The 13,746-nt window shown below is 72.1% G+C and carries 12 protein-coding genes and 1 pseudogene; 5 read left to right on the top strand and 8 right to left on the bottom strand.

What is annotated here, in order from left to right; all coding sequences use genetic code 11:
- Nucleotides 1-74 precede the first annotated feature (74 nt).
- Together EJG53_RS34395 and EJG53_RS34390 are read left to right on the top strand one after the other, a co-directional pair.
- Nucleotides 75-728, top strand: a complete 654-nt coding sequence (locus tag EJG53_RS34395) for a hypothetical protein (RefSeq protein WP_244955458.1) — start codon at nucleotides 75-77, stop codon at nucleotides 726-728.
- A gap of 81 nt (nucleotides 729-809) precedes the next feature.
- Nucleotides 810-1,814: a YdcF family protein gene (locus EJG53_RS34390; protein ID WP_125048172.1), complete on the top strand. Its 1,005-nt coding sequence runs from the start codon at nucleotides 810-812 to the stop codon at nucleotides 1,812-1,814.
- Here EJG53_RS34390 and EJG53_RS34385 read toward each other — a convergent pair.
- Entirely contained in the window at nucleotides 1,742-2,245 is a 504-nt protein-coding gene (locus EJG53_RS34385; protein ID WP_244955457.1) for a hypothetical protein, read from the bottom strand. The genes EJG53_RS34390 and EJG53_RS34385 overlap by 73 nt on opposite strands.
- Nucleotides 2,246-2,344: 99 nt before the next feature.
- On the opposite strand from EJG53_RS34385, the gene EJG53_RS34380 reads away from it, so the two are divergent.
- Nucleotides 2,345-2,920 (top strand): IS607 family transposase, encoded by a 576-nt coding sequence (locus tag EJG53_RS34380; protein WP_125048171.1) that lies wholly within the window; start codon nucleotides 2,345-2,347, stop codon nucleotides 2,918-2,920.
- Nucleotides 2,913-4,565, top strand: a complete 1,653-nt coding sequence (locus tag EJG53_RS34375; RefSeq protein ID WP_125048170.1) for an IS200/IS605 family element transposase accessory protein TnpB — start codon at nucleotides 2,913-2,915, stop codon at nucleotides 4,563-4,565. The genes EJG53_RS34380 and EJG53_RS34375 overlap by 8 nt, the downstream gene beginning before the upstream one ends.
- On the opposite strand, the gene EJG53_RS34370 is transcribed toward EJG53_RS34375, so the two are convergent.
- The 4 genes from EJG53_RS34370 to EJG53_RS34355 all read right to left on the bottom strand — a co-directional run bounded on the left by EJG53_RS34370 (nucleotide 4,553) and on the right by EJG53_RS34355 (nucleotide 8,988).
- The gene (locus EJG53_RS34370) at nucleotides 4,553-5,104 is read right to left on the bottom strand and encodes an SGNH/GDSL hydrolase family protein (RefSeq protein ID WP_125048169.1); all 552 of its coding nucleotides are present in this window, start codon (nucleotides 5,102-5,104) and stop codon (nucleotides 4,553-4,555) included. The two genes, EJG53_RS34375 and EJG53_RS34370, sit on opposite strands and share 13 nt — an antisense overlap.
- A 143-nt stretch (nucleotides 5,105-5,247) precedes the next feature.
- The gene (locus EJG53_RS34365) at nucleotides 5,248-5,697 is read right to left on the bottom strand and encodes an Lrp/AsnC family transcriptional regulator (protein WP_030017398.1); all 450 of its coding nucleotides are present in this window, start codon (nucleotides 5,695-5,697) and stop codon (nucleotides 5,248-5,250) included.
- Between the two features lie 19 nt (nucleotides 5,698-5,716).
- Nucleotides 5,717-7,192: an amino acid permease gene (locus tag EJG53_RS34360; protein WP_125048168.1), complete on the bottom strand. Its 1,476-nt coding sequence runs from the start codon at nucleotides 7,190-7,192 to the stop codon at nucleotides 5,717-5,719.
- A gap of 356 nt (nucleotides 7,193-7,548) precedes the next feature.
- Nucleotides 7,549-8,988 carry a GuaB1 family IMP dehydrogenase-related protein gene (locus EJG53_RS34355; RefSeq protein ID WP_125048167.1) on the bottom strand — a complete coding sequence of 480 codons (1,440 nt, stop codon included), beginning with the start codon at nucleotides 8,986-8,988 and terminating at the stop codon, nucleotides 7,549-7,551.
- A 485-nt stretch (nucleotides 8,989-9,473) separates the two neighbouring features.
- Between EJG53_RS34355 and EJG53_RS34350 the strand changes: the two genes are divergently transcribed.
- Nucleotides 9,474-10,616 (top strand): PP2C family protein-serine/threonine phosphatase, encoded by a 1,143-nt coding sequence (locus tag EJG53_RS34350; protein WP_125048166.1) that lies wholly within the window; start codon nucleotides 9,474-9,476, stop codon nucleotides 10,614-10,616.
- A 146-nt stretch (nucleotides 10,617-10,762) separates the two neighbouring features.
- On the opposite strand, the gene EJG53_RS34345 is transcribed toward EJG53_RS34350, so the two are convergent.
- The 3 genes and pseudogenes from EJG53_RS34345 to EJG53_RS34335 all read right to left on the bottom strand — a co-directional run bounded on the left by EJG53_RS34345 (nucleotide 10,763) and on the right by EJG53_RS34335 (nucleotide 13,725).
- Entirely contained in the window at nucleotides 10,763-11,854 is a 1,092-nt protein-coding gene (locus EJG53_RS34345) for a hemolysin family protein (protein WP_125048165.1), read from the bottom strand.
- A pseudogene (locus EJG53_RS34340) lies at nucleotides 11,851-13,193 on the bottom strand (hemolysin family protein). The gene EJG53_RS34345 and the pseudogene EJG53_RS34340 overlap by 4 nt, the downstream one beginning before the upstream one ends.
- A gap of 148 nt (nucleotides 13,194-13,341) precedes the next feature.
- Nucleotides 13,342-13,725 carry a ribosomal maturation YjgA family protein gene (locus EJG53_RS34335; protein WP_244955456.1) on the bottom strand — a complete coding sequence of 128 codons (384 nt, stop codon included), beginning with the start codon at nucleotides 13,723-13,725 and terminating at the stop codon, nucleotides 13,342-13,344.
- Nucleotides 13,726-13,746 lie beyond the last annotated feature (21 nt).

The raw sequence follows: 13,746 nt of genomic DNA, 5'->3' as shown, positions 1-13,746 counted from the left end.
GCCGGACGGCATCGTTCGAAGGGCCCGGAAAGGCCGGGCGAACGAGCGCGACTCCGGTTGGGGAGATGACCGTTATGATGCGTTCCGTCCGCATCGTCCGTACCGACAGCACCCGCAGCGCCGCCCGCAGACGTCTTCGCGTCCTGGCCACCTCGGCCGCCGTCCTGCTCGCCACCGGGGCGGCCGGTCCGGCGCTCGCCCTGCCCCCTATCGACGTGTCCCCTCCGGCGGCGGGCCGTTCCGCCACCGCGCAGAGCACCGCCTGGAACCCGGACGACCCACGGCTGACCGGGTCGGCGAAGCTCCGCCGCTCCGACGGCGACGACGTCCGCTTCTCCTTCGACGCGCGTTTCCGCCGGGACGAGACCCCCGACAAGGCACGCGGCACCTTCGCGTTCCGGCACATCGGCAAGACGGCGAGCGGCTGGGCCACGGGCCGTATCGACTGCCTGGTGACCGGTGGCAAGGTCGCGGTGACCAGCGGGATCGTGACCGCGACCGACATTCCGGGGCTCAAGGGCAAGCGGGTCGGCTTCTCCGTCCACGACGTCGGCAAGGCCGGCAGCGCCCATTCCCCGGGCCGCGCCGACCGGCTGGGCTACAGTTGGGCCGCCACCCCGGGCCCGGCCTCCACCAAGGACCTCCCCCGGTGCGTCAGTTCGGCACCGTTCGAGACGGTGGAGCGCGGCGACTTCACGGTCGTCCCGTGGGACGAGCCCGTGCGCTGATCGCCCCCGCAGCCGCCGTCACGGCCCGGACCATGCCGCAATCGGCCCCGAACACATGATCGCCCTGTCTACGATGTGCTCATGCTCGCGTACGCCCTACCGGCCCTGTTCTTCGTCCTGTTCGCGATCGGTGTGCTGCGCGACCGGCGCCGCTTCAGCAACGCCGTCTATCTGGGTCTCACCGTCGTCTTCCTGGTGCCGGCCCTGCTCATGCAAGTGCCCCGGATGCCCACACCGGCGGCCGTGGCGGTCACCGTGCTCATCCTGCTGCTGCCGTCGCTCGGCGTCCTCGTCCTCGGGGTCTTCCTGATCCTCAACGGGGTGAAGATGATCCGCAAGGAGGGCCGGAGCCTGGCGAACCTGCTGTCGCTGCTGGCCGGGGTCGGCATCTTCGGGGTCATCGCACTGCTGATCACGGCCGTCGCCACCGGGTCACGCACCCTGGTGGCGCTGGCCGGCACCACGCTGCTGATCGTCGGCTACGTGTCCTTCCTCTTCCTGTGCTTCGTCGGCTACGCGTTCCTCTACGGGCGGCTGCGGGTGCGCCGCGACGCCGACTTCGTGGTGGTCCTGGGCTCCGGGCTGATCGGCGGTACGCGCGTACCGCCGCTGCTGGCGAACCGGCTGGAGCGGGGCCGTGCGGTGTACGAGCGCCAGGCGCGGCGCGGCAATCCGCCGATGCTGCTCACCTCGGGCGGCCAGGGCCCCGACGAACAGCTCCCGGAGGCCCGGGCGATGGCGGACTACCTGATCGAGCGCGGCTTCCCCGCGGACCGCATCGTGTGCGAGGAGCAGTCCAGGACCACGGAGGAGAACCTGGCGTTCAGCAAGAAGATCATGGAGCAGACGGTGCCGGACCACCGGTGCGTGATCGTCACGAACAACTACCACGTGCTGCGCGCCGCCATCCTGGCCCGCCGCGCCGGGGTCAACGGCCAGGTCGTCGGGGCCCCCACCGCCGCGTACTTCTGGCCGAGCGCCACCATCCGGGAGTTCGCCGCGGTCTTCCTCTCCTACAAGCTCGTCAACCTCGGCATCTGCGGACTGCTCGTCCTGGGCGGCGCGCTCGCCCTGCTGAGCGCCTGAGCGGGGACGGGCCGGAGGCGCATGGCGCCGGGGCCGGACCCGGCGCTGTTGACGCAGGAGTGGTTCTCCCGGCCCCGGTCGAGCTGGAGACCCAGGCAGGTGCCGAGGGCGAGCTGGCCGTAGTAGTTGGGGTGCATGGACTCCTGGCGCTGCCCCTGCCCGGCGCCGCTGGTCACGAAGCGGGCCCATTCGCTGGTGCTGCCCGAGGGCTGCTGACCGGGGCCGGCCTGGACGGTGCTGTCGGAGCAGACCTCCCGGCCTTCGAAGGCACGGGACAGGTCGAGGAACTCCGCACCTCCCGTGCGGGCGGCGGCAGCGAGGGTGGTGCTGATCTGCGGGACGAGTGCGTCATGGGCCCAGGTGAGGTCCTCGTCGAAGAAGGGGCAGCCGCCCTGCGTCAGGCGGTCGTACTTCTCTCCCGGGTAGCGCACCCGCGCACCGCCGGGGAGGGGCGAGGGGTAATCAACTGCCTATCTCTAAGGTTGCGGGAGTGAGCGTAACCATGCCTGAGTGAGTGTCGTTGTCCGGGTGTGAATCTGACGGAGTGGGCGAAGTCGCAGAGCGTGCATCCGCAGACCGCGTATCGCTGGTTCCGTGAGGGGACGTTGCCGGTACCGGCTCAGCGGGTCGGGCCGCGCACGATCTTGGTGAATGTGAAGGCCAACGCCGCGCCGGAAGCGGTGGGCGGCCTGGGCCTGTATGCCCGTGTCTCCTGCCACGACCAGAAGGACGACCTTGAGCGTCAGGTCGCCCGGCTGACCCGTTGGGCTGCGGCCACCGGCCGTCCCGTGGTGCGGGTGGAACCGGAGATCGCCTCCGGCATGAACGGCGCCCGGCCGAAGGCGCAGCGGCTGCTGGCCGATCCGGCGGTGACCACGGTCGTGGTCGAGCACAAGGACCGCCTCGGGCGGATGAACGTCGAGCTTGTCGAGGCCGCGCTGGCCGCGCACGGGCGTCGCCTCGTCGTCCTGGACGACGGTGAGGTGGAAGAGGACCTGGTGCGCGATGTGGTGGAGGTGCTGACGTCGTTCTGTGCCCGCTTGTATGGGCGGCGGTCGGCGAAGAACCGGGCCCGCAAGGCGCTCCAGGCCGCCGGGCATGGCTGAGCAGAAGCGCAAGCCGCTGCGGCAGATCGCCCGTCCGTTCGTCGCCGACGGGCCGCCCGGCGTCAGCATCCGCGACCGCCTCAAGGGCCTCACGCCCCAGGACGAGCAGATGCTGCGCCTGGTCGGCGAGCACATGGGACGCCTCGCCTCCGCCGATCTGGCCCGCAGGTGCCGTGACGGCCTGGACCACTGCACCGACACCTGGGCCGGGCGAAAGCGGGACCTGACCGCCCTGTCGACGTCCCGGTGGGCCGGGTCGGTCACTGCCGGCACCCACGACCAGTGGGGCCTGTCCCGCCGCGCCCAGCACCAGCACCTGATGTCCCTGGACGCCGGTATCCGCATGATCCGGCACCGGCTGTCCCTGCCAGTCGGGGAGAAGGGCAGCCGGGGCAGGCCCGGCGGCTACCGGTCGAAGCACGAATGGTTCGCCAAGACGCGCCGCTTGACGATCCTCGAAGACCGCTACGAACGGGTACGCGCCGAGCAGGAGGCCGGACAGGTCTGCGTGGTGCGCGGTGGCCGCCGTCTGCTCAACCAGCGCCACCACCTCACCGCCGCCAAGAAGACGCCCGAGCAGTGGCGGTCCGAGTGGGAGGCGGCCCGCTGGTTCCTGACCGCGGACGGCGAGTCCGGCAAGCGGCACGGCAACGAGACCATCCGCGTCACCTCCGACGGCGAGGTCAGCATCAAGCTCCCCGCCCCGCTCGCCGAACACGCGAACGCCCGGCATGGCCGGTACGTCCTCGCCGCCCGCGTCGCCTTCCCCCACCGCGGCACAGAGTGGCGCGACCGCCTCACCCGCAACCGGGCTGTGGCCTACCGCATCCACCTGGACGTGCCCCGGGGACGCTGGTACCTCGACGCATCATGGACGCGTAAAGACCTGCCCGTGGTCCCGCTCGATGCGCTGCGAGCCTCGGGCGTGACCGGCGTGGACACCAACGCCGACCACCTGGCCGCCTGGCTGCTGGACGAGCACGGCAACCCAACCGGTGCGCCCCACCGCTTCGACTACGACCTGACCGGCACCGCCACCCACCGTGACGCCCAGCTCCGTCACGCCCTCACCCGCCTCCTGCACTGGGCCACGACGTGCGGGACGCAGGCCATCGCGATCGAAGACCTCGACTTCACCGACACCACCACCAGGGAGAAGCACGGCCGGAAGAAGAAGTTCCGGCAGCTCGTCTCCGGCATCCCCACCGGCAGACTCCGCGCCCGGCTCCTGTCGATGTGCGCCGAGACCGGTATCAGCGTGATCGCCGTCGATCCCGCCTACACCTCCATGTGGGGCGCGGAGCACTGGCAGAAGCCGCTGACCGGCAAGAACAGGAAGACTTCCCGACACGCCGCCGCCTCGGTGGCGATCGGCAGGCGCGCCCTCGGGCATGCGATCCGGCGACGGACGGCACCGCCCCACCACGACCGGAGTGATCGTCGTGGGCATCGGACCGCCCAGGCCGGACCGCATGACCAGGGGCGTGAGGAAACCCGCCCCCGCGTACCCGGACCACGCACCCGAGGCGTGCAGCCGGACGCGGCAGGAACGCGGGCAACCAGTGCATCCAACACCGTTCGGGATGCGCCAGTTGAGCCGGTATGGGTCCAAGACTCACTCCTGCTCACTGATCAGGAACGGTAGGACTGCAGGACGAGACGGTGGCTGCCCTTCGCGTGGCCTGCCCGGTTCATGGCGGTGGTGACGTCGGCCAGCGTCTTGACGGCCGCGGTGCGCATCGCGGGCAGCCGCTTCCTGACCTCCGGCCCCCAGTCCGGAGCGCAGGGGGCGGCTCTGATCGGCTTCACGAAGTTCTTGGCGCAGGAGGTGATGACGTCCTCGAAGCCGAGGTCGTTGCCGCCGATGGAGGCGACGACCGCGCGGACGGGACGGCCGGTCACGGCGTTCTGGAGCTGCTGGGCCTGGGACGGTTCGCCTTGGAAAGGGCTCGCGCCGTGCTCGGGCAGCAGGATCGCGGTGGAGGTGGCGCCTGAACAGGCGAGGTTGAGCCGCTGGGCCCGCAAGCGCGCGGAGTTGAGCTCGGCGCTGTCCGAGCGGTTGCGGCCGTCGTCGTAGCTGCCCGCACGTGCGGCATTGGTCGGCGTGCTGCCTGCCAGACACAGGGCAGCCCCTGCCGCAACGGTGACGGCCGTCAGGCCCCGTCGACGCCAAGAAGGATTCATACTCTGTTGAATCCGCAGCGGAGTCGGGCGACACACGTCTCCGCCTCCGAACCCCTTCCAACGAGTGAGGTGCCACTCACTCGTTGACGGCAGGCGCGGGGAGCCCGCCGGCCGGCATCCGGCCCGGGCGGTCCGGCCGTCCCTCAGCCCGGTGACCCCGAGCTGAAGCGGCGCAGCAACGGGGAGAGGACCAGGACCGACTTGGTGCGTTCCACGAACGGTTCGCCCGCGATGCGTTCCAGCACCCGTTCGAAGTGCCGCATGTCGGAGGCGAAGACCTGGACGATGGCGTCCGCCTCACCGGTGACGGTGGAGGCGGACGCCACTTCCGGATAGCGCGACAGACCCCGGTGGATGGAGTCCGGTGAGGTGTTGCGGCGGCAGAACAGCTCGATGAACCCCTCGGTCTCCCAGCCCAGCGCGGCCGGGTCGACCCGTACCGTGAACCCGGTGATGGCGCCTTCGGCGCGCAGCCGGTCCACCCGGCGTTTGACCGCCGGGGCGGAGAGCCCGACCTCCGCCCCGATGTCGGCGTAGGAGCGGCGGGCGTCCTCCGCCAGGGCATGGACGATGCGCTGGTCGAGTTCGTTCATCTGTCGCACTGCGGGTGGATCACTTCTCTGCGGTGGCCAATCGGGAGCGGCGGATGCCGTAGACGAAGTAGACCACGAGCCCGACGACCATCCAGACACCGAAGACCACCCAGGTGACCGGGCCGAGGCTGCCCATCATGTACAGGCACAGCAGGAAGCCGATCGCGGGGAAGACCGGCGCCAGCGGCGTACGGAAGGTACGCGGCATGTCCGGCTTGGTGAAGCGCAGCACGATCACCGCGACGTTGACCAGCGCGAAGGCGAAGAGGGTGCCGATGCTGGTGGCGTCGGCGAGCTGGCCGAGCGGAATGGCCGCGGCCAGGATGCCGCAGAACAGCGAGACGATCACGGTGTTGGCGCGCGGGGCGCCGGTCTTCGGGTGAACCTTGGAGAACACCTTCGGCACCAGGCCGTCGCGGGACATCGCGAACAGGATGCGGGTCTGGCCGTACAGCACCGTCAGGACGACGCTGGCGATGGCGATGACGGCACCGGCGGCCAGCAGCACGGACCAGAAGCTCTGCCCGGTGACCTCCTTCATGATCCCGGCGAGCGCGGCCTCCGAGCCCTCGAAGCCCTTCCAGGACTTGGCGCCCACGGCGACCGCCGCGACCAGGCAGTACAGCGCGGTGACGATGATCAGCGACAGCATGATCGCGCGCGGCAGGTCGCGCTGCGGGTTCTTGGCCTCCTCGCCCGCGGTGGAGGCGGCGTCGAAGCCGATGTAGGAGAAGAACAGGGTGGCGCCGGCGCCGCTGACGCCGGCGATGCCCAGCGGCATGAAGTTGGCGTAGTTGCCGGAGGAGATGCCCTGGACGGCGACGCCGCAGAACAGCAGCAGCGCGATGATCTTGATGGTCACCATGATCGTGTTGGCGCGGGCGCTCTCCTTGGCGCCGCCCAGCAGGAAGACCATGGCGAGCATGACGACGATCAGCGCCGGCAGGTTGAAGATCCCGCCGTCGCCCGGCGGCGCGGACAGCGCGGCGGGGATGGTGACGCCGATCGTGCCGGACAGCAGCTCGTTGAGGTACTCGCCCCAGCCGACGGCGACCGCCGCGACGGAGACGCCGTACTCCAGGATCAGGCACCAGCCGCAGACCCAGGCGACCAGCTCGCCGAGGGTGGCGTAGGCGTAGGAGTACGACGATCCGGAGACCGGGATGGAGCCCGCCAGCTCCGCGTAGGACAGCGCGGAGAACAGCGCGGTGACGCCCGCGATGACGAACGAGATGATGACGGCCGGACCGGCCTTGGGCACCGCTTCGCCGAGCACCACGAAGATGCCGGTGCCCAGCGTCGCACCGATGCTGATCATGGTGAGCTGCCACATGCCCAGCGAACGGCGCAGGGTGCCGCCCTCGCCCTGGCCGCCCTCGGCCACCAGCCGCTCGACGGGCTTGCGCCGCATCAGCCGGGTGCCGAGCCCTCCGGAAGGAGAGGGGGGCCGGGAATCGCTGCCCGCCGAGGGCGGGGCTGCGCCGTGCTCCAACACTGGGGTGGCTCCTTATCGCTGCGGTCATGGTGGCGGACGACCGACAGCGGTTCCCGGGTGCGGGTACGCCGAAACGACCCGTGCCAGAAAGGGGGGAACCGCCGAGCAGGCGGTCCCCGCCACTCCACGTACAGCGCATGACTGTACGGGGCGCGTGTGAGCTGCCGTAATGCAGGTTCCTTGCGCAACAGTGAACTTTCGTTGCGCACCTTGTCGCGGAACGGTCGTTCGTTGCGCACAAACGACAAATCTCACCGGCCGGACGTTCCCGGCCGGTCCATCCCGTAAACGCGTCCGGCCCCGCACCGAGTGGCTCGGTGCGGGGCCGGACGGCCGGTGCCCTGGCGGGCGGCGGATCAGCTCCAGCTCGCGTGCAGCGGCTTGCCCTCCGCGTAGCCCGCGGCGCTCTGCACGCCGACGACGGCCTTCTCGGCGAACTCCTCCAGGGAGGCCGCGCCCGCGTACGTGCAGGAGCTGCGGACGCCCGCGATGATCGAGTCGATCAGGTCCTCGACGCCGGGGCGGGCCGGGTCGACGAACATCCGCGAGGTGGAAATGCCCTCCTCGAACAGGCCCTTGCGCGCCCGGTCGTACGCCGACTCCTCACTCGTACGGTTGCGGACCGCACGCGCCGAGGCCATGCCGAAGCTCTCCTTGTACGGGCGGCCGTCGGCGGTGTGCTGGAGGTCGCCGGGCGACTCGTACGTACCGGCGAACCAGGAGCCGATCATGACGTTGGACGCGCCCGCGGCCAGCGCCATCGCCACGTCGCGCGGGTGGCGCACGCCGCCGTCCGCCCAGACGTGCTTGCCGAACTTCTTGGCCTCGGCGGCGCACTCCAGGACGGCGGAGAACTGCGGGCGGCCCACGCCGGTCATCATGCGGGTGGTGCACATGGCGCCCGGGCCCACACCGACCTTGATGATGTCCGCGCCGGCCTCGATCAGGTCGCGCACGCCCGAGGCGGCGACGATGTTGCCGGCCACGATCGGCACCTGCGGGTCCAGCGCCCGGACCGCCTTGACCGCGCTGATCATCGACTCCTGGTGGCCGTGCGCGGTGTCCACCACGAGGGTGTCCACACCGGCCGCCAGCAGCGCCTTGGCCTTGCCGGCCACGTCGCCGTTGATGCCCACGGCGGCGGCGATGCGCAGCTTGCCGTCGGCGTCCGTGGCGGGCGTGTAGAGGGTCGCGCGGAGGGCGCCCTTACGGGTCAGGATGCCCGCCAGCATGCCGTCCGCGTCGACCGCCGGGGCCAGCTTGCGGTTGGCGGCGTCGAGCCGGTTGAACGCCTCGCGGGGGTCGATGTCCGCGTCCAGGACCAGCAGGTCCTTGGACATGACCTCGGAGACCTGGGTGAAGCGGTCCACGCCGGCCAGGTCGTGCTCGGTGACGATGCCGACGGGGCGGCCGCCCTCGACGACGATGCCCGCGCCGTGCGCCCGCTTGGGCAGCAGCGACAGGGCGTCGGCGACGGTGGAGACCGGGGACAGCACGATCGGCGTGTCCAGGACCAGGTGGCGGCGCTTGACCCAGCCGACGACGTCGGTGACGACCTCGATCGGGATGTCCTGCGGGATGACGACCAGGCCGCCGCGGCGGGCCACGGTCTCGGCCATCCGGCGGCCGGCGATGGCGGTCATGTTGGCGACCACCAGCGGGATGGTCGTGCCGGTGCCGTCCGGCGAGGACAGGTCCACGCCCTGACGGGAGCCCACCGCGGAGCGGCCGGGCACCATGAACACGTCGTCGTACGTCAGGTCGTACGGCGGCTTGGCATCGTTCAGAAACTTCATACTGGCTCTCTCACCTGCGGGTTCACTGCTCGGGCGGGTGGGGAGTCAGCTTCCGAACCGGCACCGGTCAGGATGCGGCTCCTAGGACATCATCCCTGATGAACCGGCCCGGGGGCGAACCGGTGTTCCCGTACCCCCCGCCGCGCGCCCCTCCCGGGACGGCGCCGGACACCGCGCGGCGCCCTCTCACGGAACGCCATTTCGTGACTCGCTGTAATCAAAATGGCTGGTCTTCGACGGTACGGACGGCCGGTCACCTGCGGTTCGAGGTTGATGTGACCATATGACGGGCCGGGAGGTTCTTGCTGGCCAGCAGGTGGGTAGAACCGTGTACAGGCCGCTTCGGGTGTCGATCCGGCGCGGACTCCGGGCCGCCGAGCGCCTGGGCGATCACTTCGCCAATGGATACGTACAGTAACCGCGACGCGCGGTGGATCCCGGCCGGGCCGGGCGCAGCCGCACCGGCCGTGGGGGAAGGGGAGGACATGCGCGAAGTCCGACAGGGCGCCCTGCTGCTGCTCACGGCCGTTGCGGGGGCCGCCGTCGCCGCCTGCGACCTGGCACTGGGCCCCGACGTCAGCCTGGCCGGGCTGCTGCTGGTGGGCCCACTGGTGGCGGGGACGAGACTCGAAGGCGCGTGCACGGCCGTGGTCTCGTTCACCGCCCTGATCCTGGGCGTGGCCATCGCCGGACGCGAGCACACCCTGGCCCGCACCGACCAACTGCTGTCCCTGACCGTGCTCGCCGCCGCCGCTGCCTACGCGACCTGGGCCTCCGACCGGCAGGCCGCCCTGGACAGCCAGCTCGCCGGAGTGGCGGCCGCGGCCCAGCGCGCCATCCTGCGGCCGACCTCGTTCCGGGTCAGCGGCGCCTCGGTCTGTGCCCGCTACCGCTCCGCCGCGCCCCGCGCCGTCATCGGCGGCGACCTGTACGCCTTCGCCGACACCCCCAGCGGACTGCGGGTGCTGATCGGCGACGTACGCGGCAAGGGCCTGGAGGCCGTCCGCCTGTCCGCCGCGGCCATAGGGCACTTCCGCGACTGCGCCTACACCCGCAGCAACCTCGCCGAGGTCGCCGAGGAGGTCGACCGGCGGCTGATCGACGACCTCGGGCCCGAGGACTTCATCACCGCCGTCATCGCCGAGATATCCCCCGGCCGGCTCCGGCTCGTCAACTGCGGCCACCATCCGCCCCTGCACCTGCCCGCCGCCGGCCCGCCCGTCTTACTCACCCCGTCCGAGCCGACCACCCCCATCGGGCTGCTGCCGCTGCCGCGCGTGCAGGAGGTGGAGCTGGCCCCCGGCGACCGGCTGCTGCTCTACACCGACGGCCTCGCCGAGGCCCGCGACCCCGACGGCACCATGCTCGACCTGGCCGGTCTGCTGCCGGCCTGCTCACTGCCCGATCTCAACGACGCGATCGAGGCGGTGCTGTCGACGATGTGCCGGCACACCCACGGCGCCCAGGACGACGACGTCGCGCTCGTCCTGGTCGAGCTGGAGCCGAGCATGCCCCGGCAGCACCACGTCCGCACCCCGCCCGCCGTCACCCGTACGAGCGCCGAGCCCCCTGGCGGGCCGCGGAAACCGGCCGGCCGTCCTTCGCCTTCCGCGGCGGTGTCCGACTGAGCGCCGCGGTGTGCGGGCCTCTGCGCAGGCGCGCCTGCCCCGTCACGGCTCCCGGTCCCGCCGCGCTTCCCGGCTCTGTCGCGGCTCCCGGTCCGCGCGCCCGTCACTGCTCCCGGCTCTGTCGCGGCTCCCGGTCCACGCGCCCGTCACTGCTCCCGGCCCGCGCGCCCGTCACGGTCACGCTGCCCGGCCCGTCGGCCGGCGCCGGCCCCGTTCCGGCGGGCCCGTTCCGGCGCGCCCACCAGCTCGTCCAGCACATCCGTCATGGTGACGAAGCCCAGCACCACGCCCTGCTCGCCACTGACGGCGGCGAGCTGGGTGCCGGCCGTCCGCATCGCGGTCAGGGTGTCGTCGAGCGGGGTCCCGCAGCCGACCCGCGGCATCGGCCGCAGCGCGTCGCGGGGGAACGGCCGGTCCCTGTCGGTGACGCCGAGGGTGTCCTTGATGTGCAGATAGCCGAGGACGGTACCGGCCGGTCCGATGACCGGCAGCCGGGAGAAACCGGCGCGGGCCGCGACGCGTTCCAGCTCGTCCGGGGTGACGTCCCGGTCGACGGTGACCATCTCCGTCAGCGGGACCAGCAGCTTGCCGACCGGCCGCCGCCCGAGGGCCAGCGCGTCCCGCAGCCGCTCGCCGCCGGTGTCGGAGAGCAGCCCGGCATGGCGTGACTCCTGGACGATACGGGCGAGTTCCTCGTCGGTGAACGCGGCGGCGACCTCGTTCCTGGGCTCGGTCCTGAAGAGCCGCAGCAGGCCGTTGGCAAGGGCGTTGATGCTGACGACGACGGGACGCAGCGCGCGGGTGAGAGCCACCAGCGGCGGCCCCAGCAGCAGCGCGGCGCGTTCCGGCTCAGCCAGGGCGACGTTCTTGGGGACCATCTCGCCGACGAGCATGTGCAGATACGTGGCCAGGCTCAGCGCCAGGACGAACGCGACCGGGTGGACCAGTCCGTGCGGGACGTGCAGCGCCTCGAAGACGGGCTCGGCGAGGTGGGCGATGGCCGGTTCCGCCATCGCGCCGAGGACCAGCGAGGAGGCGGTGACGCCCAGTTGGGCGGTGGCGAGCATCTCGGAGAGGTGTTCCAGGCCCCACAGCACCCGGGCGGCCCGCCGGTCACCGGCCTTGGCACGCGGTTCGACCTGGCTGCGCCGTACGGAGATCATCGCGAATTCGCCGCCGACGAAGAAGGCGTTGCTGAACAACGTCAGGACGGCGACGGCCAGTTGTACGGCGGTCACGGCCGCTCCCCTCCCCCGTCGGCGGCCCGGGCGCCCGGCGAGGACGAGCCGGCGGGCGCCGTCACCCGTACCCGCTCCGCCCGGTGCCGGCGCGCCGCCAGGACCGTCAGCCGCCAGCCGTCCGCCACCTCCACCTCGTCGCCGTCCGCCGGAATCCGGCCCAGCCGGGTGGCCAGCAGACCCGCCAGCGTCTCGTACGGCCCGTCGGGCGCCTCCAGGCCGATCCCGGCCAGCCCGTCCAGGCGTACCCCGCCGTCCGCCTCCCAGGTGCGCGCCCCGGTCCGCAGCAGGTCCGGACCCGCCGCCGGGTCGTGCTCGTCCCGTACGTCGCCGACGATCTCCTCGACGATGTCCTCCAGGGTGACGATCCCGGCCGTACCGCCGTACTCGTCGATCACCACCGCCATGGTGCGGACCGTACGCAGCCGGTCCAGCAGTTGGTCGACGGGCAGCGACTCCGGTACCAGCAAGGGCTCGGTGGCCAGCTCCGTGACGGGGGTGGCGGCCCGCCGCTCCGGGGTGAGGGCGAGGACGTCGCGGATGTGCACGGTGCCCGCGATGTCGTCCAGGCCGCCGCGGTACACGGGGAACCGGGACAGCCCGGTGGCCAGGGTCAGCGTGGCCGCGTCGGCCGCCGTGGCCTGCGCCTCCAGGGCCCGTACGTCCACCCGCGGCGTCATGACGTTCTGCGCGGTCAGCTCGCCCAGGTGCAGGGTCCGGACGAACAGCTCGGCCGAGTCGGCCGGCAGCGCGCCCTCCTGCGCCGAGTAGCGGGCCAGGGAGACCAGTTCGGCCGGGCCCCGGGAGGACTCCAGCTCCTCGGCGGGCTCCAGGCCGAAGCGGCGTACGAGCCGGTTGGCGGACTGGTTCAGATGGCGGATGAACGGGGCGAACAGCGCGCTGAAGGCACGCAGCGGCCCGGCCACGATCCGGGCCACGGCCAGCGGCCGGGAGATCGCCCAGTTTTTGGGCACCAGCTCGCCGACGCCCATCAGCACCACCGTGGACACACCGACACCGAGCGCGGACGCGACGCCCGGGGCCACCGTGCCGGGCAGCCCGGCAGCGGTGAGCGGGCCGCGCAGCAGCGCCGCCAAGGACGGTTCCGCGAGCATGCCGATGACCAGGGAGGTCACGGTGATGCCTAGCTGGGCGCCGGACAACTGGAACGCGAGCGCGCGGACCGCGCTCAGCACCCCTTCCGCGCCCCGCTCCCCTCCTCGACCGCGCGCTCCACCGCGCTGCGCTCGACCGTCGTCAGCGAGAACTCCGCCGCGACGAACACGGCACAGGCCAGCGTGAGCGCCAACGCCGCCAATAGGAGCAACACCTCGGCCACCGCACCACCTCCCGCCGCACCTCGGTGCCCGGCGGTGGGCGGGTGAAACCTCGCGGGCGCGGGAACGGGCGCGGGAGCAGGTGCGGAACGAGCGCGGGAGCGGACGCGTGTCCGTGTTCGTGGTGGCGGGGCGGCTGCCGCTTCCGGCTCAGTACGCCCCGGTACGGCGCCGGGCCCGCAGCCACCCGTGGACCGCCCACGCGGCCGCCGCACCCACCGCGTACCAGAGCAGGTCCGGCGCGTTGAAGGTCGAGCCGAGCACCAGGCGGGCCACCACGCTGCGCCGGGAAAGTTCCGCCGGTACTTCGCTGAGCTGCGCGAACTCCACCGCCCAACTGAAGGCCAGCGCCACCGCGGCCGCAACCGGCGGCCGGATGCGTGGCGCGGCCAGCACCACCAGCGCCTGGACGAGCACGGTGTACAGCGCGTCGCCCGCGTACTTGGCCACCTCGGGCCCCAGTCCGACGCGGGCCGCGCCCGCCCGGACACCGAGCCCGGCGGCGACCGTCAGCAGCGCGACCACCCCCGCCACCAGCCGCGTCCTCGCCCCGCC

It is taken from the genome of Streptomyces chrestomyceticus JCM 4735, from assembly GCF_003865135.1.
Classification (GTDB): Bacteria; Actinomycetota; Actinomycetes; order Streptomycetales; family Streptomycetaceae; genus Streptomyces; species Streptomyces chrestomyceticus.
Note: the sequence above shows the minus strand (reverse complement) of the source record. Positions and strands in the feature narration are given on the sequence as shown.

Excerpts from the sequence above, each read along its gene's own strand:
- EJG53_RS34375 (WP_125048170.1), top strand. The coding sequence starts at position 2,913 with ATGGCTGAGCAGAAGCGCAAGCCGCTGCGGCAGATCGCCCGTCCGTTC.
- EJG53_RS34390 (WP_125048172.1), top strand. The coding sequence starts at position 810 with ATGCTCGCGTACGCCCTACCGGCCCTGTTCTTCGTCCTGTTCGCGATC.
- EJG53_RS34350 (WP_125048166.1), top strand. The coding sequence starts at position 9,474 with ATGCGCGAAGTCCGACAGGGCGCCCTGCTGCTGCTCACGGCCGTTGCG.
- EJG53_RS34370 (WP_125048169.1), bottom strand. The coding sequence starts at position 5,104 with ATGAATCCTTCTTGGCGTCGACGGGGCCTGACGGCCGTCACCGTTGCG.
- EJG53_RS34365 (WP_030017398.1), bottom strand. The coding sequence starts at position 5,697 with ATGAACGAACTCGACCAGCGCATCGTCCATGCCCTGGCGGAGGACGCC.
- EJG53_RS34395 (WP_244955458.1), top strand. The coding sequence starts at position 75 with ATGATGCGTTCCGTCCGCATCGTCCGTACCGACAGCACCCGCAGCGCC.
- EJG53_RS34355 (WP_125048167.1), bottom strand. The coding sequence starts at position 8,988 with ATGAAGTTTCTGAACGATGCCAAGCCGCCGTACGACCTGACGTACGAC.